The organism is Scytonema sp. UIC 10036, assembly GCF_009725235.1.
The window spans coordinates 23,379-44,970 of record NZ_WJFC01000034.1; the positions used below are offsets into that span (position 1 = coordinate 23,379).

20 protein-coding genes, 1 tRNA gene and 1 pseudogene are annotated in these 21,592 nt (G+C 41.5%); 13 read left to right on the top strand and 9 right to left on the bottom strand.

The annotated features are described in order from the left end of the window. Positions 1-69: 69 nt before the first annotated feature. Complete coding sequence (locus tag F7734_RS17915) at positions 70-1,080, bottom strand: NAD(P)-dependent alcohol dehydrogenase (protein ID WP_155745956.1); 1,011 nt, start codon at positions 1,078-1,080, stop codon at positions 70-72. A 53-nt stretch (positions 1,081-1,133) separates the two neighbouring features. After that, a complete protein-coding gene (locus tag F7734_RS17920) occupies positions 1,134-1,343 on the bottom strand; it encodes a hypothetical protein (protein WP_155745957.1) in 210 nt (69 codons plus the stop codon). A 460-nt stretch (positions 1,344-1,803) separates the two neighbouring features. Between F7734_RS17920 and F7734_RS17925 the strand changes: the two genes are divergently transcribed. Together F7734_RS17925 and F7734_RS17930 are read left to right on the top strand one after the other, a co-directional pair. Then, entirely contained in the window at positions 1,804-3,627 is a 1,824-nt protein-coding gene (locus F7734_RS17925; RefSeq protein ID WP_155745958.1) for a metallophosphoesterase family protein, read from the top strand. Between the two features lie 176 nt (positions 3,628-3,803). Beyond that, a complete protein-coding gene (locus tag F7734_RS17930) occupies positions 3,804-5,063 on the top strand; it encodes an HhoA/HhoB/HtrA family serine endopeptidase (protein ID WP_155745959.1) in 1,260 nt (419 codons plus the stop codon). 73 nt (positions 5,064-5,136) lie between these two features. On the opposite strand, the gene F7734_RS17935 is transcribed toward F7734_RS17930, so the two are convergent. Then, positions 5,137-7,158 (bottom strand): GAF domain-containing sensor histidine kinase, encoded by a 2,022-nt coding sequence (locus F7734_RS17935; RefSeq protein ID WP_155745960.1) that lies wholly within the window; start codon positions 7,156-7,158, stop codon positions 5,137-5,139. A gap of 586 nt (positions 7,159-7,744) precedes the next feature. Here F7734_RS17935 and F7734_RS17940 point away from each other — a divergent pair. Beyond that, complete coding sequence (locus tag F7734_RS17940; protein ID WP_155745961.1) at positions 7,745-8,983, top strand: peptidoglycan-binding protein; 1,239 nt, start codon at positions 7,745-7,747, stop codon at positions 8,981-8,983. A gap of 76 nt (positions 8,984-9,059) precedes the next feature. Here the strand turns inward: F7734_RS17940 and F7734_RS17945 are convergent, their stop codons facing one another. The 4 genes from F7734_RS17945 to lipA form a co-directional block, all read right to left on the bottom strand. Further along, positions 9,060-9,515 (bottom strand): transcriptional repressor, encoded by a 456-nt coding sequence (locus F7734_RS17945; protein WP_155745962.1) that lies wholly within the window; start codon positions 9,513-9,515, stop codon positions 9,060-9,062. A 356-nt stretch (positions 9,516-9,871) separates the two neighbouring features. Continuing rightward, entirely contained in the window at positions 9,872-11,116 is a 1,245-nt protein-coding gene (sigC, locus tag F7734_RS17950) for an RNA polymerase sigma factor SigC (protein WP_155745963.1), read from the bottom strand. Between the two features lie 419 nt (positions 11,117-11,535). Then, positions 11,536-12,447, bottom strand: a complete 912-nt coding sequence (locus F7734_RS17955) for an NAD(P)H-dependent glycerol-3-phosphate dehydrogenase (protein ID WP_155745964.1) — start codon at positions 12,445-12,447, stop codon at positions 11,536-11,538. Positions 12,448-12,547: 100 nt separating this feature from the next. After that, the gene (gene lipA / locus F7734_RS17960) at positions 12,548-13,426 is read right to left on the bottom strand and encodes a lipoyl synthase (protein ID WP_166481974.1); all 879 of its coding nucleotides are present in this window, start codon (positions 13,424-13,426) and stop codon (positions 12,548-12,550) included. Positions 13,427-13,615: 189 nt separating this feature from the next. Here lipA and F7734_RS17965 point away from each other — a divergent pair. From F7734_RS17965 to F7734_RS18010, 10 genes and pseudogenes are all read left to right on the top strand, one after another. Further along, positions 13,616-13,689 (top strand) — tRNA-Pro (locus tag F7734_RS17965). A 418-nt stretch (positions 13,690-14,107) separates the two neighbouring features. After that, the gene (locus F7734_RS17970) at positions 14,108-14,479 is read left to right on the top strand and encodes a DUF262 domain-containing protein (RefSeq protein ID WP_155745965.1); all 372 of its coding nucleotides are present in this window, start codon (positions 14,108-14,110) and stop codon (positions 14,477-14,479) included. Positions 14,480-14,623: 144 nt separating this feature from the next. After that, entirely contained in the window at positions 14,624-15,175 is a 552-nt protein-coding gene (locus F7734_RS17975; protein WP_155745966.1) for a hypothetical protein, read from the top strand. 16 nt (positions 15,176-15,191) lie between these two features. Continuing rightward, complete coding sequence (locus F7734_RS17980) at positions 15,192-16,202, top strand: hypothetical protein (protein WP_155745967.1); 1,011 nt, start codon at positions 15,192-15,194, stop codon at positions 16,200-16,202. Between the two features lie 217 nt (positions 16,203-16,419). Next, positions 16,420-16,647, top strand: coding sequence for a hypothetical protein (locus F7734_RS17985; RefSeq protein ID WP_155745968.1), 228 nt, complete (start codon positions 16,420-16,422; stop codon positions 16,645-16,647). Beyond that, positions 16,637-16,843 carry a type II toxin-antitoxin system YafQ family toxin gene (locus F7734_RS63575; RefSeq protein WP_243146943.1) on the top strand — a complete coding sequence of 69 codons (207 nt, stop codon included), beginning with the start codon at positions 16,637-16,639 and terminating at the stop codon, positions 16,841-16,843. The genes F7734_RS17985 and F7734_RS63575 overlap by 11 nt, the downstream gene beginning before the upstream one ends. Before the next feature lie 590 nt (positions 16,844-17,433). Further along, the gene (locus tag F7734_RS17995; RefSeq protein ID WP_155745969.1) at positions 17,434-18,852 is read left to right on the top strand and encodes an ATP-binding protein; all 1,419 of its coding nucleotides are present in this window, start codon (positions 17,434-17,436) and stop codon (positions 18,850-18,852) included. Positions 18,853-18,874: 22 nt separating this feature from the next. Continuing rightward, entirely contained in the window at positions 18,875-19,192 is a 318-nt protein-coding gene (locus F7734_RS18000) for a hypothetical protein (RefSeq protein ID WP_155745970.1), read from the top strand. A gap of 525 nt (positions 19,193-19,717) precedes the next feature. After that, complete coding sequence (locus F7734_RS18005; protein ID WP_155745971.1) at positions 19,718-19,945, top strand: hypothetical protein; 228 nt, start codon at positions 19,718-19,720, stop codon at positions 19,943-19,945. Next, positions 19,935-20,270, top strand: a pseudogene (locus F7734_RS18010) (type II toxin-antitoxin system RelE/ParE family toxin); the annotation flags it as partial. The gene F7734_RS18005 and the pseudogene F7734_RS18010, both read left to right, overlap by 11 nt. A 175-nt stretch (positions 20,271-20,445) precedes the next feature. On the opposite strand, the gene F7734_RS18015 reads toward F7734_RS18010, so the two are convergent. Both F7734_RS18015 and F7734_RS18020 read right to left on the bottom strand, forming a co-directional pair. After that, positions 20,446-20,841, bottom strand: coding sequence for a hypothetical protein (locus F7734_RS18015; protein ID WP_155745972.1), 396 nt, complete (start codon positions 20,839-20,841; stop codon positions 20,446-20,448). Beyond that, positions 20,838-21,539, bottom strand: a complete 702-nt coding sequence (locus F7734_RS18020; RefSeq protein ID WP_155745995.1) for a DUF433 domain-containing protein — start codon at positions 21,537-21,539, stop codon at positions 20,838-20,840. The genes F7734_RS18015 and F7734_RS18020 overlap by 4 nt, the downstream gene beginning before the upstream one ends. Between the last annotated feature and the right edge of the window lie 53 nt (positions 21,540-21,592).

Consider the following 21,592-nt stretch of genomic DNA (forward strand, 5'->3'; position numbering starts at 1 on the left):
CACTGCTCTTATTAAATCATACTCATAATGACTTCGATTTGCAACAAACTCAGCAAATCAGCAAATCTTTTATATTCGCAAGACAATCTTGCCGAAATGTGCTCCACTTTCCATATAAGCCAAAGCTTCCCGTGCTTGTTCAAAGGGGAACTCTCGGTCAATTATCGGTTGGATATTATGTAGGGAGATAGCCCGATTCATCGCCTCAAACATCTCGCGACTGCCTACATAAATGCCTTGTACGCAAATACCTTTGTGTAAAATCAAAGCTGTACTGATATCAGCATTTAACCCGGAAAGCACCCCAATCAAACTAATATGTCCTCCATAACGTACAGCACGGAGGGATTTATTGAAAGTTCCAGCACCGCCCACTTCAATAATGCGATCGACTCCCACTTTACCTGTGAGTTCCCAAACTCTTTCATCCCAGTTTGGTACGCTCTTGTAATTCACAACTTCTGATGCGCCTAACTCTAGCAACCTTTCTAACTTCCGATCGCTGCTAGAAGTACCGATGACTTTGACCCCCATTGCTCTAGCAAACTGAAGCGCAAATATTGAAACTCCTCCAGTTCCTTGTATCAAAATTGTATCGCCTGCTTTTAACTTGCTATCTGTAACAAGCGCATTCCAAGCTGTCACTGCAGCACAAGGTAAAGTTGCTGCTTCTTCATAAGACAGGCGATCTGGAAAACGAACAACGCCGTTTTGGTCCAGGACAACATACTCAGCTAAGATACCATCAATGGCACCCCCCAATGCTGACCGGGATTTTTCTGCTGAAAATTCCCCATCTATCCAAGTTTGCATGAAAATGCTGGCAACCTTGTCGCCTACTTTAACTGTAGTTACCCCCTCACCAACAGCAACCACTTCCCCCGCACCGTCAGAGAAGGGAACAAGCGGTAGTTTTTGCTTAGAGCCATATGCTCCTTTAACAGTTAACAAATCGCGATAATTCAGTGAAGCTGCGTGCATTTTGAGAAGAATCTGTCCCGCCTGAGGCTGGGGTTCCGGTCTATCAACCAATGTCAACGCATCAAGACCTTCCCGAGATTGAACTTCCCACACTTTCATCGTTAGATGCTCCTAGTTGTGCCAGGACTATTCTACAGGAACAGTAGCGATGGTTATTCAGTTGCAGTGGGTGAGTCCAGTAGCTCGAATGGCCAAGCTAAAGCTTCCAAAAAACAACCAGTTGCTAAGACGACTTTTGCGACCCATACTATGGGAAAATTAGTATAGTCGTCGAGTTCCTGAAACTGCTGCTTGAGTGCAGTCCACTGAATTAAGGCTCCCAAAAGGTAAGAAATTAGCGCTACTAATACCCAGATAGACATAAAACTTTCTCTCCGTTATTTTTAGGAATCAGATTAACTTTTTTAATTTATATTCATTGTTACCTACCAACTGGGCTAGTGGGATTACGCAAAGGTTATGAAGATGCACATTTTATAACCCCTACACACTAAGGATCTCAGTCAGTGAAGAACAATGTGCATCTTTCATGTTTCACTAGTGGCGATTTTCGCGGCTAGTTGGATGTGTTTCTTGAAAGCCTCTGACTAGCGCTTACAAGCGCAAGTAAAAAATGAAAGAAACACAATCCTCTTCCCTTTTGCACCCCGCAACAAGATCATGCCTTGTGTTTCTTGAGAGAATAAATAGCATTTTGAGAATAAATAGCAATACTACTTAAGGTTAAACGCCAGATATGAGAGATTTAACCTCCCTTTCACGTTCTCGTTGTAAGATGCACAAGCAAAAAACGATCGCTATGTTCATCACGGCTCACAACCAATGCACATCTCGTACAAGCTTCAGCCAACTTCTGCTCTAATTGCTGCTATTGTCTCAACTGCACTCAGTGTTACCATGGCTCCTCAAGAAGTTATAGCAGAGTTCCGCGTCAATCCCTATTTACAGAACCCATCTACTGATGGTGTGTACTTTACTTGGTTTACCGAGCAAGATGTGTCAGGTCAACTGACGGTAACCGGACCTGGTTTGAGCCAGCCGCTCACCTTTAAGACTCAACCTTCATTGGAGCCAGTGCTTGCCTACACAACAGCCGAGAAAAACCAAAATATTTCCGGGCTGGCTCCGGGTTCCTGGCTTCTAAGTGATAATAACTACAAACATGCTGTGGATTTGCGTGGTTTGCAGCCAGGAACAACGTACCACTATACCGTGACTCAAGGGTCGAGCGTTTTCAATTCAACTTTCAAAACCGCGCCAAGTAAAGATAGTTGGAATCAAATCCGCTTTATTGCAATGTCTGATAGCGAAACCGAACCTTTAGGACGAGTGACCTACCGGGAATGGCAACCGGGTGCTTTGGCAGAGGGATCGGCAGCACGTCCTGGGTTGAGCGGTAGCCAGTGGGCAACAACCTTCGGGACATCTGGTTCGGGAGTATCACAGACATTGCGCTATGCTCTGACGGAAACTGAAGGTTACAAGCGCAATCTGACAATTGTCAACAGCCGCAATCCCGATTTTCTGCTTATGCCTGGAGACCTCGTGCAAGGAGGTGGTTACCAACCCGGTTGGGATGAGTTTTTTCGCCACAATGCCGGAGAGTTTGACAGTGGGCTTTCACGGTATCCAATCCTTCCCGCGTTGGGCAACTGGGAAAACTTTGGCGCACTCAATGGTGGTTATGGTACTGACCCTGACGGTCGTTTTGGTCCAAAGTTTGGTCGCGATAAGTATCACGTATATTTTGATGCACCTGATAATGGGACGTCAGAACACCAAGACAACTACTACCGAGTTGACTACGGTCCCATTACCATCCTCACGCTGGACAGTTCCAATGGCGAACCGGACGATCGCCGGAGTAACTATGGTGGAGAAGGTCAGCCCCCTCAAGTAAGTGGGCGAGATTACACAAGTCCGGGTACTGATACTCAAGAGAATTACACACGCCAGCAGTACGAAGCCGGTGGTGGTACTGACCTCGCTGACTTCAATCGAGGTAGCATCCAGTGGAACTGGGCAAAAAAGCAATTGCGTGATGCTCGCGATCGCGGACAAATTATCTTTGTACAGTTCCATCACACGCCTTACAGCAATGGCGAACACGGGCTACCCATGAATCATAAAGACAGTAGCGGTCAGGGCGGTACTCCAATGCGTCAATATCACAAATTATTTGAGAAATATGGAGTCGCTGCGGTGTTTGTGGGTCACAGCGAGATGTTTGAGCGCAGTTTTGTTGATGAAAACGCTGATGGCATTGGCGTTCATTATTATGAAGTTGGTGTGTCAGGTGATGGATTGCGGGGTGAGCGTCGTGAGGGTCTCAGCTTTGATTCGCCACTACTCAACTACAACCCATTCAGCCAATGGACAGCCGACCAGAAAGAAGGTGAACTGTGGCAAGAAGTGGATGGTATCCTACAGCTCGTAAGTGGTGGTAAGCACTACGGGCATCTTGAAGTCAATCTGGAGCGCCTTAATGGTAGCAATGATGTTTATGCCAAGATAACTCTGACGCCAGTGCATAGCTTCCCGCTTCTCGATCGGGCTTACAACCTCCTCAGTACTGAACGGCGTGTTTATAGCGACGAAGTTATACTCCATATAGGCGCTGATGGTCGTGTCAAGGATGAAGTATAAAGTATGGAGAAAGTGCCAAGTAAAGGGCGGAAAAGCGGTATAAGGATGCAGGGGATGCAGAGGGTGCAGGAAGGAAAAAACGCTTAACCGTTCAGTATTGGCTCAACACGCCTTTTTCCTAGTAATAATGGTTTTAGAGACGATAACTCATGTGTTGCGGGACAGCAGAAATTAATATGTCATTATCATCTTCTGAAGAACAACGATTCTCACCCCTTTTGCGTCAAGTGACCAGCCATGTTCTAGTAGCAATCTTGAGTATTGGCTTGACTTTGACAAGCTTGTGGGCATTTCCTAACCTGCCAATTCCAGGGCGATCGTCTCTTTCCAGTATTACCACACCAAGTACTACTGAAGTAGAAGCGCTCGCACCAGAGAACGCACCTCCTGTAGAATCTCAAAAAGCAGCTATTCGCAGTTTTGTAAGCACTGCTGTCAATAAAGTCGGATCCGCAGTTGTACGGATTGATACAGAGCGGATTATCACAATGCGTGCGCCCGACCCCTTTTTTGGCGACCCCTTTTTCCGGGAATTTTTTGGTGACGATTTTTCCAGAGCACCTCAAGAATATCGGCAAAGAGGTGAAGGTTCTGGTTTTATCATTGATTCTAATGGTATAATTTTGACCAACGCTCACGTTGTGAGTGGTGCTGATTCTGTCACCGTCACCCTGAAAGACGGGCGCAAGCTCAAAGGAGAAGTGCGTGGGGTAGATGAACCCTCAGATTTAGCTGTTGTAAAAATTAAAGGAAAAGATCTTCCCGTGGCAAGTTTGGGAAACTCTCAAGATTTGCAGGTAGGAGATTGGGCAATAGCAGTCGGTAACCCATTAGGTTTAGATAATACTGTAACATTAGGTATTATTAGCACGTTGAACCGCTCCAGCGCTCAGGTCGGTATTCCCGATAAACGGTTAGATTTTATACAAACAGACGCCGCTATCAATCCCGGTAACTCTGGCGGTCCCTTAGTGAACGAGCAAGGAGAAGTTATCGGTATCAATACTGCCATTCGTGCTGATGCTCAAGGAATTGGGTTTGCGATTCCTATTGACAAAGCTAAGTTAATTAAAGATGCCTTAGCGCGTGGTGAAAAAATCTCCCATCCATACATCGGTGTTCGTATGGTGAGTTTAACACCAGAACAAGCAAAACAATTTAATAGTGACCCCAATTCCACTATGAATGTACCGGAAGTCAATGGTGTGTTAGTCATGCAAGTCATACCCAATAGCCCAGCCGCATCTGCTGGTTTGCGTCGGGGTGATGTCATAACTCAGATTAGCGAAGAAAAAGTAACCACAGCCGAACAGTTGCAAAACTTGGTAGAAAAAAGCCGAGTCAACCAGCCCTTGCAATTGACAGTACTGCGAGGCGACGAAACGCAGCAGTTTACTGTGCGTCCGGGCGAACTGAGAGACGCAAATAATTCGTAAGTGGTTAGTAGTTAGTCGTTAGTGGTTAGTGGTTGGTAGTGCTATTTCTTGTTCCTTTGGCAGTCCCTTAACGCTAACTGCTAGCTACCGGAGGTATCCAGACAGTAAAAATTGAACCAACGCCTACTGTGGATTCTACTTCGATTCGACCTCGATGAAGTTCTACAAGCTGTTTGGTTAATGCTAAGCCCAATCCAGTTCCCCCGTAACGGCGACGGTAAGGCGTATCGAGTTGGTGGAATTTCTCAAACAAGAGTGACAATTGATCTTCTGGGATACCAATACCCGTATCCTCTACTTGAAAGACAGCATTTTCGTCTTCTACCCAAAGGCGCAATGTAACGTTTCCTCCTTCGGGTGTAAATTTTACAGCATTAGTTAGTAAATTCCACAGAATTTGTTGTATTCTTCTGGCATCAGCCGTAAAGCGATCGCACTCTGCATTGATTTGCAAATCGAGTTTAAGATTCACTCTTTTGAGAGTTGCTTTTTCTTTTAATCCGTTAACTGTAGATTCGGCTGCATCGCTCAAGGAAAAGCTGGTTATATTTAATACTGCTTTGCCTGCTTCTATTTGAGAGAGTTCGAGAATATCGTTAATCATCTCTAATAAATGCTCACCGCTATCATGAATTGTCTGTAAATAATCCCGTTGGCGTTTTGTTAACTCACCAAAGGACCAGCGTAGCAAAGTAGAAGACATTCCAATAACGTAGGTTAAAGGTGTCAGTAATTCGTGACTGATAGTGGCGAGGAATTCGCTTCTTAAACGGCTAGCCGCTTCTGCTGCAACCAGAGCGTCATGTAAAGCAACCGTGCGCTCAATAACACGTTCTTCCAAATTTTGTTTTTCTTTTGTCAGAGAACGCATTAACTCGGATTGATGGATTGCGATCGCCAATTGTTCCGCTACAGATGTGAGCAAAATTTTTTCACTTTCCGTCCAAGAACGAGGGCGATCGCATTGATGAGCAATCAGCAATCCCCAAAGTTTGTCTTCAAAAATAATCGGTGCTGCTAATTTTGCCCGGACTTTAGTATTTCTTAAAAAATTTAACAAACACTCTTCTAGAGCATAAGTTGTTTCCACATCATCTACAGATAAAGTATAACCTTGTTTGTACTTTTCCCAACATTGATTAGTTTGAGTAAAACAATTATTTTCCGTGTAATGCAAAACAGATGAAATAGCATCATGAGCGCGAATTTCATAGACAATACAGCCTGCTTTGTCTTGTAAGTCTTGCTGTAAGGAATGGGGAGTTGAAAAGGGGGTATAGTTCGGGAGGGACAAAGAAGGAGAGTATTGTTCGTTACTTATAGTAGACTCTTGACTCTTAGCAATGGAATGTTCAAATTTATATATTACCAGTCTGTCTAATTCCAAAAATTCTCTGACTTGTGCAACTGCTGTAGACATGATGACTGGCAAGTCTAAACTTTTACGGATTTGAGTTGTTACCTGATTTAATAACTTCTCTTGAGCTATTTGTTTTTGCAGGGCTTTTTCCACGGGTTGACAGACAGAGACATAAGGGAAATTTACAGGTAATTCTGTCTGTGATTGATTTGGTTCTGACAAAAGGTCTTTCAACAATAATAATGTAAATTTGCTTTGAAGCCTTGCATCATTGGTGACGGGAATTTGACAGTAATCTTCCAGGTTTTGATATGTTTGAGAATTTCTGTCGAACAAACCTCTCAAATTAGAAATAAACGAGACAATTTCTTCTAAATCAAACGTCAAATAAAAATCCAGTAGAAAATCATTGGGACAAGATAAGGAAGAGGTTGTGAAAGACAGAGACTGTGACGCGGAAAGTGAAGTTATTGCCATATCTCCCTTGTTCCCCGTATCCCCCTTATCCTGTAAATAAGTTCCAATGAAAAGCGCACTAAATTGTTGGGACACCAACACAGTAAAGCGTTGTGCCTGCCATTCTAGGGGTATGTTCACCATCACGAGCACCGATTCTGTCAGAACTAGAGATGGCTTTTCCACTGATTGAGCCATTTGCAACAGCAATTCTCTAAATCGAACAAATGTACTATTACGTATGGTTCGAGAGAAGCTCAAATCAGAAGAACTAGACATTGTTTACAATCTGGCGCGAAAGGGGTTTTTTGCAGTTTCTTGAAAATTGGCTACTGTGTCCTAACCAACAGTTTAAAACGGTAATTAGGGTTCATGCATCGTAATTAATGCCAAATTAGCTAACTCCGGCAGAAGCCCCACACTTACCGCGAAGCGGAAGTGTGTGGAGTCGTCACGAGGATAGAAGCCTCAGTCAGGAGAGTTAATTTTTCTATAATAGACTCTATCTCCCGTAGTTTCCCATTAGGTTGATGGTTTATAAGCCGTGCAGGAAATTGTACAGCGTAATAATGGTACTACTCTAATTGTAATGCTAGGAGATGACGCAAAGAGCAAAATCTCCGCTTCAGCGCAAGTCTGTGATGAAACGGATTTTTGGACAAAATTTGGTTTAACGTGATTGAAGGCAACAGTGCGATAAGCTAGCGTTCAGGCTAAGGCATATCGCATTACTGCATTTTTACAAGCATATCACTACGGTTTATGGCAAGATGTAAGTATATCAACACTGGAACATTTAACACACTCAGTCCATCAAGCCGAAGCAGCCATAGAAGAAGAAAAATAGGTGGTTTAGAAAGAAATTATGGAGAATCTTGCGTATCTGCATGCAGCTTCTGTCTACGAAGATCTGACGAATAGTGAAATTATCTCTGTCAGCAGTTTGTTTGACAAGGCAGCAGCCCTTAACTGGAACCGTCTCTCTGGTAAGGCATGGAAGTATATGTTACCTCTTGCCCTTATCTTGTCTGTACTCAATGTCTACAGTAGTGCCTTAGCTTTGGAACAGGGTGATAAAGGTCCTTCTGTCAGAAATTTACAACGCGAATTAAAAAGGACAGGTTTTTATCAAGCGCCTATCACGCAAGTATATGATGTTTCTACAGAGGAGGCTGTCCGTCGCTTCCAAAAAGCTGCTGGCTTGGAGGTGACTGGTGTTGCAGGACCGGTGACTATACAAAAGTTAGATGGTTGGGAGACGGAAGAGACTCCCCAAAGTAAAAAACCGAGTGTTGAGAGTTCGACAGCGAAAAAACCTAGCAGCCAGAATACCCAAGTTAAGAAACCCAGTGCTGAGAACCCTCAAGCCAAAAAACCCAGCAGCCAGAATACTCAAGCCAAAAAAACCAGTGTTGAAAACTCTCAAGCTGAAAAAACTTCTAGTGAGACAGCCGTTGCTAACAAGCGTCGTGATGCCAACCTTTTGCAACGAGGTGATGAAGGTGAAGATGTAAAAATCTTGCAAGAAAGATTGCGCGTTGCTGGTTTTTACTACGGTAACTCAACGGGAATTTACGGTCCTATTACCGAAGACGCGGTGAAACGTTTCCAAGAAGCTTATAAATTGACCGTTGACGGTGTCGTAGGACCAGCTACGCAAAGAAGACTACCTCCAGTAGGTGTTGGTTACGGAGAAGCTCCTACCAGACGAGGTATCAGTCAAGATAAACTACGCTTGGGCGATACTGGAGAAGCTGTTAGAGTGTTGCAAGAGCAGCTAATAAAAGCTGGCTATTTGCAAGGAGAACCAAACGGTTACTTCGGCCCTTACACGGCAGATGCTGTTAAGAGATTTCAAACCAAGAATTATTTAGCAGCAAGTGGTATTGCGGGTCCCACAACTCGATCTAAATTGCACGATTTGGTCAGTCCTGGTGAGAAAAGCGACTTTGATACTTTGGAAATACAGAGACGATTGCAATCGCGTGGTTTTTACAAAGGCGATCTGAATGGTGTGATGGGAGAAGATACTAAGGAAGCGATTAAACAAGCTCAAAAATTCTACGGTATCAGCTTAAGTGATGTGAGAAGCGGACGTTTTTAACATCCGCCACGGGTGTTTGCCGATCTTCATGCTTGCGCCTGTCACCTAAAATTCACAGAACATACCTACCTGAGTGCTAAAGGGGCATTAATGACCTTTGGCACTTGGGACAAATCGCATGAATTGTCAATTGACAGTCGAGTAAGTGGTAGCCTTCTTTTTGAGCGGTTTTTGCTCCAACTTTTAAAATGACATCGTTCTTGAACTCGATAGTCGTGTTACACCTGACACAGATCAGGTGATGGTGGTGGTGGGGATAAGGCTGGTTAAGTTCGTAATGTTTGTGTCCTTCTCCAAGTTCTAACTCTCGCAGGATGCCCATTCGCGCCATTAACTTGAGAGTGCGATAAATGGTCGATAGGCTGATTCCTTCCCCTTTTATTTCCAATCTTTCATAGAGATCCTCAGCACTAAGATGTTCTCCTTGTGGAAGGTCTTGAAAAATGTGTAGAATTGTTTCACGCTGAGGTGTTAAACGCCAGCCGCGTTCGTTCAATTCTGCCTTAAGTGCGGTTGCTGAGTAGACAGTCATGGCTATTTTTCTCAATAAAACCCATTAATTGAGAATATAGCAAATCTTCGGAGCAATTTGCAATAAAACTTACTTATTGAGAACATTTGTTAAATGCTTGGATATAGGTAATTAAACTCTAATGAGCATTTAACAGATTGTCGATCCCCGTAGGAAAGACATCTAAAAAAGTTATAGAAAGTTTAACTTGGCTTAACTGAGAATGATGTGCTACAACCTAGTAAGAAATGTGGAAATAGTCATTGGTCATTGGTCATTTGTCATTTGTCATTTGTGACTTGTAATACTTTAGTAATCATTTATAGTACCAATAACCAATAACCAACGACCAATGACCAATGACCAATGACCAATGACTAACTTAAAGATTCCAAGTAGTCGCGGATCATGTTACGTCTCTTGGGTTGACGCAGTTTCTGCAAAGCTTTGGATTCAATTTGGCGAACTCGTTCGCGTGAGAGATCGAGCGCACGTCCAATTTCTGCTAGGGAGTAGGGATGACCGTCTGACAAACCAAAGCGCATTAAAATCACATCCCGTTCGCGACTGGTGAGATCTGCCAAAAGATGTTGCAAATCTTTTTGTAAAGATTCTCGCATTAACATTTGTTCTGGGGTCACGCCGTCGGTTTCGAGTAATTCTCCCAACTCTGTGTCTTTGTCCTTACCAACTTTGGTTTCTAAGGAGACGGAACGAGGAACTCGCAGTAAGACTTCTCTGACTTGGGTGGGTGTCATTTCTAACTCTTGCGCCAGATCTTCTAAGGTTGGGGTACGACCTTTCTCTTGAGCAATTTTGCGCTGAGCTTTTTTGATTTTGTTTAGTTTTTCTGTAATGTGGACTGGTAGGCGGATAGTACGGCTAGAAGTTGCGATCGCCCGAGTAATACCCTGACGAATCCACCAGTAAGCATAGGTACTGAAGCGGTAACCTTTAGTTGGATCGAACTTCTCAACTGCTCTTTCCAAACCAAGAGTTCCTTCTTGGACTAAATCGAGTAATTCCAAACCGCGATTTTGATATTTTTTAGCAACGGATACCACCAAGCGCAGGTTCGCCTTAATCATGTGTTCTTTGGCTTGGAGACCCTGGAACTGAATTTGCTCGAGTTCTTCGACTGTGATTTTGGCAACTTCAGCCCAACGGCGTTTTCCTTGACCTAATGATTGCTTGAGTTCAAAGACATCTACACCAGCCTCACGCGCCCACCGTTCCAAAGAAGGACGATGTCCCAGTGCTGATACCAATCGCTCTTGAACTTCAATAATCCGAAGATATGGAGTAATAATCGTGTCTCCCTCCTTTGCAACTTTGGCAAGGAGTATTCGCATCCGCAAGTAGCGCTGGACTTTTTGAGCTTCTGAAACTTCTTCATCGCGCCCTAACAAGCGAACCCGACCAATTTCTTGAAGATACAGACGGACTAAGTCTGTGCTGCGGCGGTTCGGGGTAGCACCCAGACTTGCAGGATCGGAAGCAGCCATTTCCAATTCTTCCAGTTCCTCTATCGGCATCTCGTCAACCGTGAGATCGGCGTCAAACTCTGGGCTGGACTGTTTTGACTCGTAGGTGGCATCTGCGTAAGAAAATGTTGCTGGCATAAAGTTCGTCTCAATGGCTCCAGGTAACAACAGATTTAGGTCAGCTAATTAACTGTTGCTATTGTTCCCGTGATTTTGGAAGAAATAACACGGTTGAGGGTGACCTTTAGGTTTTTTTTCAAAAAACCTGTACTGGTTTTTTTTGACACAGTGCCTCCGAAGGCTCGGTTACTGAGCTTCTCCCTTTTACCAATAGCTATGAAAATTCTGAACAGGACTAGAAAAAGCGAGTTCCTTGTTTAGGATTTCAACCTTAATAATTTGGTTTTTTTACTTTGGGTGCTAAGTATAGCCATATATCGGTATAAAGTCCTAAAGGTCGTTTTCATAGTCATATCTACAAGAGTGGTTAAGTAATTTCCTGAAGATTTGCTAATTTCCTCTTCACAAATAATTAGTTATGTGGTTAAGAAGTTAAGTTATTCCGGTTTGGCATCCCGCAACATTAACTCTTCTAATGCTTGTCGGGGCGTGAGTTCTCGAGCAAGCAAACGATAAACTTGTTCGGTAATTGGCATAGGGATATTGTGCTGCTTAGCTCGTTCCACCAAAACGTTAGTCGTGTTAATTCCTTCTGCGGTTCCTTCTAAATGAGCAAGAATTTCTGCAAGTGTTTTATTACAAGCCAACTGATACCCTACTTGATAATTTCTACTTAAGTGACTGTTACAGGTTGCGAGGAGATCGCCCAACCCAGACAAACCATAAAAAGTTTCCATTTTTGCACCCCAGTGGGTACCAATACGAACCATTTCTGTAAGTCCACGGGTGACTAAAGCAGCTTTGGCATTGGTTCCTAACTGCAAACCATCACAAACGCCGGCTGCGATCGCCATAACATTTTTCAGCGTTCCCCCCAATTCCACACCCAAAGGATCGGAATTGGTATAAACCCGGAAACGGTTAGAAGAGAAAATAGATTGCACGAATTCCGCCGCCGCCATATTTTGACTGGCGACAACTGTTGCGGCTGGTAATGCTTGTTCGATTTCTTTAGATAAGTTGGGACCTGAGAGAACAACAACAGGATTGTTGGGGAAAGTTTCTTGCCAAATTTGCGAAGGTGTGCATGTGGTTTTTGGGTCTAAACCCTTCGTCGCCGTGACAAAAATAGTTTTTGGTGAAATAAGCAAAGACTGAAGTGAAGAGGTAACATCTCTGACACCCTTCATAGAAACAGCAGAAACAATAATATCCGTATCTGGGACGATTTGTGGTAGAGTCTCAGTCCCCTGTCGCGACCACAGGCGTACCTCATGACCGTTCACTTTGACCAGAGTAGCAAGGACTGTCCCCCAAGCACCTGCACCTAAAATTGCAACGTTTGACATTTGTTGGTTGTTGGTTGTTAGTTGTTAGTTGTTAGTTGTTAGTTGTTGGTTGTCAAAGAGTACCACTAACCACTAACCACTAACCACTAACCACTAACCACTAACCCTTTTCCCTTGGATACTGCTTCATAAGAGTTCTAACCTCTTCTGCATGGTAAGAACTTCTTGTCAAGGGTGAAGAAACAACTTGTAAAAATCCCAGTTCTTCACCGAAAGTTTTCCAAGCATCAAATTGCTCTGGGGTGATAAATTGAGAGACTTGTAAGTGTTTTTGACTGGGTTGGAGATACTGCCCAATTGTTAAAATATCGCAATCTACAGCGCGTAAATCCCGCATGACTTGGCGAATCTCTTCATCTGTTTCGCCTAAACCCACCATAATTCCGGATTTTGTGTAAACTTCAGGTGCATGGGCGCGAGAACGTTGCAGCAATTCTATTGTTCGTTCGTAATTTCCTTGGGGACGCACGCGACGATACAAACGAGGAACTGTTTCCGTGTTGTGATTGAGAACTTCCGGTTGTGCTTGAAGAATTAACTCTAGTGCTTCCCAATTTCCGCATAAGTCCGGGATTAAGACTTCAATGGTGGTGTGGGGATAAACAGTGCGGATGGCTTCAATACAACGGACAAACTGGGAAGCGCCACCATCGGGTAAATCGTCTCTGTTAACAGAGGTGATGACCACATGATTGAGTTTCATCCGCCGTACTGCTTCCGCCAGTCGGACTGGTTCTGTGGGGTCTAGAGGTTTGGGTTTTTTCTCAAAGTCAATATCGCAATAGGGACAGGCACGGGTGCAAGCTGGTCCCATAATTAAAAATGTGGCTGTACCAGCGTTAAAGCACTCCCCAATGTTCGGACAGGACGCTTCCTCACAAACCGTATTGAGAGCTAAATCCCGCAAAATTTCTTTAACGTTACCAACGCGCTCCCACTGAGGCGCTTTTACCCGCAACCAGTCTGGCTTTACAGTCACAGTTCGTTTCTACCACTCTAGATATACACAATTTATGGTAGCAAGGTTTATGAGTTGCGATCGCCGATTATAGCGTGTAGACATGCTATAAACCGCCCTTCTAACCCCTGACCTCATGCACGGGATTTTTCAATCTGGTTTTGTCATTTCTCCAGTTGCTGTGATATGCTTGTATTGGCATTTTATTGCCGGGATGTAGCGCAGCTTGGTAGCGCACTTCGTTCGGGACGAAGGGGTCGCTGGTTCGAATCCAGTCATCCCGATTTTTAATAGTTGTCGATTGCTAAATTATTTGTTTGTGATATACAGATTGATATCTGTATTGCCAAATGTAAATTTTTATATCCAAATTTAACATTTCTGTAGTCAAGTCAGCTATCAGACATTTCTATGTATGTGAATTTGCATAATGTAATTAAGCACTTTTGAGATTGATTTAATCAGAGCTTGCATCTCTCCGTATAAAGTTAGGCTGAGTCAACAGTAGAGCAATAAAATTACAACACTTTTCTTGACTTTTTTTGTATAATAAGAGTTTCAGGCTTCGTACTGAGTGTAAAAATAATATTAAGGTTTCTTGATGAAAAATGTTAGTTGAATTAAATTCTTAGAAAACAGAGTTAGTTAATAGCTATGATAGATTAAATACAAACTGTACCAATCTATACCTAAAAATATCTAATGAGTAGGACAATTAACTTTCAAACTATTTCTTGGTTTTGGGATCTTTATAATAGAAATCTTCTTGAACTCGATCCACCTTATCAAAGACGCAGCGTTTGGAATCAAGACTATAAAGACTTTTTTATTGATACTGTACTTAATAGCTATCCCGCACCAGCAATATTTATATATCAAGAAATTACTCCTGAAGGAGTATCTAAAATCAGCATAGTTGACGGAAAACAAAGATTATCGACTTTGTTTGAATTTGCAAATAATGAATTTCCGGTGTATGAAAAAGCTACGATTGAAAGGTTGCGGGGTAAATATTTCAAAGATTTAGACACTGAAGTTAAACAAAATTTTTGGAAATATCAATTCGCTATATAATATTTACCATCTTCTGATGAAAAAATAATTGGTAATATATTTGATCGTATCAATCGTAATGTAATTAAACTAACTCCTCAAGAACTTCGTCACGCAAAGTTTAACGGGGAGTTTATTACTAAGGTAGAAGAATTATCTAACTGGATGTTTGATTATTTAGGTGGAAATTTTCCAACAATTGATCGAAGATCAAAAAAACAAATGAAAGATGTTGAAATGGTTGCCCAACTCTTACTTTTTCTAGAAGAAGGTGTTAGAGCTTATAGTCAAGAATATCTTGATAAAGCATTTAGCGATCGAGATATTAGTTGGGACGCAAAAGAGGAAGTTGAGAAAGAATTTTGCAATACTGTTAAAGCTATCAAGGAAATATTAGATTTATCACAAGATATAAATTTATCTAAAACCAGATTGAAAAATCAAGCTGATTTTTACTCTTTATTTGGTGCGATTGCTGAGTTAAATCGTGAAAATGAAAAACTTACTATAACTAGAGATATTGGTGTAAGAATTAATAATTTTCTAAAATTAGTAGGAGATACAGAATTAAAAAATCAATCTAAAGATTCTCTAACAGACTATCAAAGAAATGCACTAGAATACTATGAAGCTGTTAAGTTCTCATTTACAGATGCAGGTACAAGGAAAACTAGAATTAGAATTATGAAATCTGTCATTCGGGGAAATATAAATTGATACAACTGTTAAATTTATGATTTATCCTTCTGTACTAGAGCGTAAATATAACGAATATATTCCTTTTGTTAAAAAAGTTTCAGAAAGAGTTAAATCAACATTAGTAAACTTCTGTGAAAGTAAAGGATATGCTTTTACTTCGCGCATTAAAAGTGTTGAATCTTTGGCTGAAAAAATTGAGACAGGTAGATTTAAAAAATGGTTAGATTTAGACGATTTATTTGCTTGCACAGTTATAATACCAACTTTATCACATGAAGAAGAAGTTATACAATTTTGTAAAAATGTTTTTGAGATTACTCGAATAGTTAAAAGAGGACAAAATAAAAAAGCACCTGATACTTTTAAATTTGATTCAACTAGAATCTATGCTCGAATCAAAAAAACGGAAGTTATAAATCTCAGTTTAAATATAGAGAATGAATTAAGTATTTATAATATTATTTTTGAAATTCAGATTAAAAGTGCTTTTGAACACGCATGGTCAGTTTCAACTCACGATCTGGTGTATAAAAGTTCTGAAATTGACTGGAAAAGATTACGTTTAGCAGCACAAATTAAAGCAAACGTTGAACAACTAGATACACTTATTCTTGCTTTTGAACAAACATCTGATATTATACTAGAAAGTAATGATGCAGATATAAAAATAAAACGTAAGTTAGCAGTTGAAATTAACAAGCTCTTTCAAAATGGTAAAATTCCTGACGAACTACAGCCAAAAGACATGAATCGTTTTTGTGATAACTTATATCGTCTGGCTGTAGTTGCCAAAAAAGAAAATGAGATCCCAGCAATTATTGAAAAGATAAAAAAAGAAATTTCCTCAACTTCATCTAAAAAAATTCCTCGTAGTATTTCATTGTTTCAATATTTATTTGCTATATTAATACGTAATAAAATTATCGAAATTCCTATAAAAGACTACCACTGCCATATAACAGAAGAATTGACTACTCTATATCCCGATATACAGATAGATAATGATTCTATTTTTGTCTATACTGAAGAGAGTGAAGATCGTTAATCGAGCAAAACCTTAACCTAACCTACGCAATATATGATGTTGGGGATTTAAGATTGACTTTATAAATGACTTCTTAACGAAATATAACAATTCGATTTAATGTTGGGTTTCGTTCCTCAACCCAACCTACGTAATATATGATGTTGGCGATTTAAGATTGAGTTTATAAATGACCTCTTATTGATGATTAACCACTAACTAACCGAGGAATTGACTTATGTTAATTGATAAAATCATCCAAGAAATACAAAATATACTTGAAGACAAACTAGCAGAAATTTATGATATAGTTCACTCCTTTCGGTTAGGCTTAGAACGAGAATTATCTGATGAAGAAACATCCACTGAAATTGTGATTGAAGGTATTCATCAAGGCATCAGAGAAGCATTAAGCGGTCAAACTCTACCTCTTTCAGAAATGTGGGAAGGTATTGATGCAGAGTAAACCATCACCGCTCCAAATTGCTCTGACTCCTCGGTTTAAAAAGGATCTTCGAGAACTGGCTAAACGTTATCGTTCAATTCGTAGCGATCTCCAACAGTCGATGAATACTTTATTTTTCGTCGTTAACAAGATTAGTTATGAATTACCTCTACGATTCATTCGGTGGATAAATTTCTACTTCGCAGTTGTTAGCTAAAAACTTAGCAATTGATTTAGTCTTTTTTCCTAAAACAAGCCCATGAGCATAGTTAGCATCAACAGGAGAATGGCATACTTCCAACCCTTTCTCCATCACTAAACTAGCTGCAAGCGAAACTACGGCATTTTTACCTATCTTCTTAGCTCTTTTACAGCAAATTTCAACCTGGTGAGGTACAAAAATTACCCCCCTCTGTCCCCCGATGCCTTGGGGGGATGAAAGGGGGTGTACCTCATAAGACTGAGAAAGGCTATATAACTTTCTTCTACTGTCGTTAAACAAAGTATATCGATAGACATTTCATCGTCCTTAAAAGCTGCTGAGGTTGGTCTCAGTTAAATTGACCAGGGTGCAGCCACCTCAGCAACTTATCAGAGGGCTTTACTTGATACGGTTCAGCCATTTATCAACATTTCAATTCAAATAGCCAGTCTAGTATAGTAAACTAGGCCATTAATATTAAAACTTCCACAGTCAAGTTAAATGTTTGAGCCAACTTTTAAAAATAATGATGATGTTCTTTGGAAAGAGGCGATCGCAAACACCACCAACCAGATAACAAAACCCGCTCAAGAGGTAAATGCTGCATGATTACCCTTGAAACCCTTGAAAAATGGCTGAATGCACCCGCAGAAACAGAACGCCTAGAGTTTAAAGAAGCTAAGCAACAGTATGACACAACCAAATTGTTGCGCTACTGCGTAGCATTAGCCAACGAAGGTGGTGGATATCTGATTTTGGGCGTAACCGACAAGCATCCACGTCGTGTTGTCGGTTCCCATGCTTTTCTATCCCCAACCGACCTCAACGATATCAAATCTCGCATCATAGACAAACTCAGATTTCGGGTAGACGCTACAGAATTGCTGCATCCTGATGGACGAGTCCTGGTTTTTGAAGTACCAACCCGTCCTGTCGGACAACCATTGGCATTTGATGGAGCCTACCTAATGAGAGTGGGAGAAGATTTAGTGCCGATGACACCAGATGTACTCAAGAGCATTTTTGCGGAAGATCAACAAGATTGGTTTTCCCAACCTGCCCGATGTAACACTAGCCCTGACGATGTAATTGCCTTACTAGATACTCAAACGTACTTTGAACTGCTCAAAATTCCCTATCCGACTAGCCGCGATGCCGTCCTTGAAAGATTGCAGAGCCAACATTTAATCAAACAAACAGCACAGGGTTGGACGATCGCAAACCTAGCAGCCATGCTTTTGGCAAAAAAACTGGATGCCTTTTCCCCTGCATTGGCTCGTAAAGCGCCTCGTGTCGTGATATATGAAGGGAGCAACAAGCTGCAAACCCGTGATGACAAGACAGACAACCGAGGATATGCTGTTGGCTTTGACGGATTAGTAGATTTTGTTCACTCAGCAGCACCGCAAAATCGCTTTATTGAGGAAGTTGTGCGGGAAGAAGTAAAGATGTTTCCGAAACAGGCTCTAAGAGAACTGATTGCTAATGCTTTGGTGCACCAGGATTTTCTAGCTACAGGAACTTCGGTGATGATCGAGATGTATAGCGATCGCATTGAGATATCTAATCCTGGTATCCCGCCCATTAAGGTGGAACGATTTATTGATGAAAATCGCTCCCGTAACGAACAACTCGCCGACCTAATGCGACGTTTCGGTATCTGTGAAGAAAAAGGCAGTGGCATTGACAAAGTTGTAAGCGCTGCAGAGATGTTTCAACTACCCGCACCAGATTTTCGAGTAGGTGACACACGCACTACAACAGTGCTATTTGCCCATCAGGATTTCGCTGACATGAGCAAAACAGACCGAATTCGAGCCTGCTACCAACATTGCTGTCTGCTCTATGTCAGCAATAAACGAATGTCTAACCAAACCTTACGCGATCGATTTCGTCTAAGTGAGTCACAGGCAGCAACCGTTTCTCTAATTATAGGAGCTACCAAAGAAGCTGGCTTAATCAAGACAGACCAATCCGAATCAACCTCTAGCCGCTATGCCCGCTATCTCCCTTTTTGGGCATAAAAGTGTTTTAACGCAAATCGCGATGATTCCTTCTCAAATCCCGAAACCCTTGCAGAACCAACAAAAAAGTGTTTTAACGCAAATCGCGATGATTCCTTCTCAAATCCCGAAACCCTTGCAGAACCAACAAAAAAGTGTTTTAACGCAAATCGCGATGATTCCTTCTCAAATCCCGAAACCCTTGCAGAACCAACAAAAAAGTGTTTTAACGCAAATCGCGATGATTCCTTCTCAAATCCCGAAACCCTTGCAGAACCAACAAAAAAGTGTTTTAACGCAAATCGCGATGAACCGCCCTCAAAGCCTGAAACCCTTACAGAACCAACAAAAAAGTGCTTAAACGCAAATCGCTTCGGAGTCACTCTCAGTTTATCGATTAACTCTCGTGTTGTGCCCCACCGGACAAGAAGCAGAAGAGTTGAGTGCTAACCAAGACCTGATTGATGAAGGCTTGCGAGTTTTAGGATGGGTCTAATGGTGCAAAATAACTTGATATCAGTCAACTCAAAAGTTTTTTAGCAGCCTTGCTCTACAGATATTTCATATAACTTGAGGGATTGCACAAAACAATCATTGGTTGAAGATTTGAGGCGATGTCACTAGTAGACATTGGCGATGGGTAAGCCGACCTACGAGAACGGCTTGAAACCAATACTGTTTACCGCCTGGTTGGTGAAGGGGAAAACCCTGATTTTTACGGAACCAAAAGTTTGTGGTTTATTGACTATAAATCTCTAGGAAGAAAATGATTACAGAGACCTTCAAAATTCCATTATGAACGGACTATCATCTTCTAAAGATGATCCATAATGAATGCAGCTAAACTTATTGATGATTAACCACTAACAAACCGAGGGATTGACTTATGCTAATTGATAAAATAATCCACGAACTGCAAAATATACCCGAAGACAAACTAGCAGAAATTTATGATATAATTCACTCCTTTCGCTTAGGCTTAGAGCGAGAATTATCTGATGAAGAAACACCTACTGAAATTGTGATTGAAGGCATTCATCAAGGCATCAGAGAAGCATTAAGCGGGCAAACTCTACCTCTTTCAGAAATGTGGGAAGGTATTGATGCAGAGTGAACCATCACCGCTCCAAATTGCTCTAACTCCTTGGTTTGAAAAGGATCTTCGAGAACTGGCTAAACGTTATCGTTCAATTCGTAGCGATCTGCAACCATTAATTGAGCAACTCCAAGCAGGTGAAATTCCTGGAGACAGAATTGCTGGCGTGAAATATGAGGTTTTCAAAGTTCGTCTCAAAAATAGCAACATTCAAAAAGTAAAAAGTAGAGTCTATCGAGTCATTTATTATCTGAAAACTACTCAAGCAATCATCCTTGCTACTATTTATTCGAAATCCGATATTTCTGATGTTAGTAATGAAATTATTGAAGAAGCGATCGCATTCCTTAACCCTGCTTCTGCTTTCTCACCATTGTCGCAAAATACAAACAACAATGAGGACATTCCCCCCGTTACCCAATCCGCAAGAATAGAGAAAGCTGTACTGTAGTTGGTACATTTAGTTAGGAAGGGTAGAGGCAATACCCTTCGAGAAGCCTTGGCTACATCAATTACCGCTATTTCCAGGCTTTTACCTTACCATCCTTGTAAATTTTTGCCATAAAAGGTGCGGCTGTCTTGGCAATAAAACGTTTCATTGAAGGTACTGCTTGAACAAAAACGGACGCCATTTCGCTACCGGATAAATTTCCAGAAACCAAAACAAACATACACGCGCCAGAATTTTGAACAGCCATCATTTCTAAACGCCGATGGGCAATTTTTTTATCAGCAGTCAAAATTATCCAACCCTTTGATGCGACTACAGGTAACCAATCCGTATCGGGTGTTGCTTGGTTAAAATGGTCGTCGTGAATCTCAACTAACTCTCCTATATTCCTCAGAGCATTGACAACATGAGTTTTTCCTAAAGAGCGGTCAATAAAAAATACAATTTCAGTATCCTCACTCATGCAGCCAATGGTAATTCATACCTGATAGCTTCTTCTATTTTGAGGCGATCGCAATCATAATCTACTGCCAAATCCTCAATTGATTCTCCAGCCGCATACCGAAGAGCCAAAATACTTGTGGGTACTCCTGTCCCCTCTAAAACAGGTTGTCCAAAAGACACGGTTGGATTAATGACAATCAACCTCGGTAACTCACTTTCTTTTGTACGAGTAAACGGATAAAGCTTTGTTGGTAAATCCGTCTCATCCCACTCAATTCGTTTTAAATAAATTTGCACAATTTCTGGTATTGCTAACTGTCCATTTCTGGAAGCATTAACCAAATTTCCTAAATGTTCAATAAATAAATCTATCCCATCGGTATACAGCTTTTTATAAGCTAGCGGATGCTCCATTCCATAAGATTTTTGAAGATATGCAACCCCTTGCCTAACCTTTTCTAAAGGTACTTGATGATATCGTCGAATCGCATTAAGAACATGCAATTCTACCAAATTAGTAAAAGACAATAATCGTTTATCTACTTCAGGAATAGTAATAACTGGTTGAAAACGTTTAGAACCCAGCTTAGTTTTATATCGAGCGCCAAAAACCCAAGAACGCACGGTTGAATACGGCACCCGTAAATAATGTACCGCCTCTGCTGCGCTATAAGTCCCTATGTTGCGGGGGTCTTTACCTTGATACAGGTCGTTCAACAGTTGTTCTCCGTTCACCTTTTAATGATAATAGGGTTTTGTGTCCGAGCAGG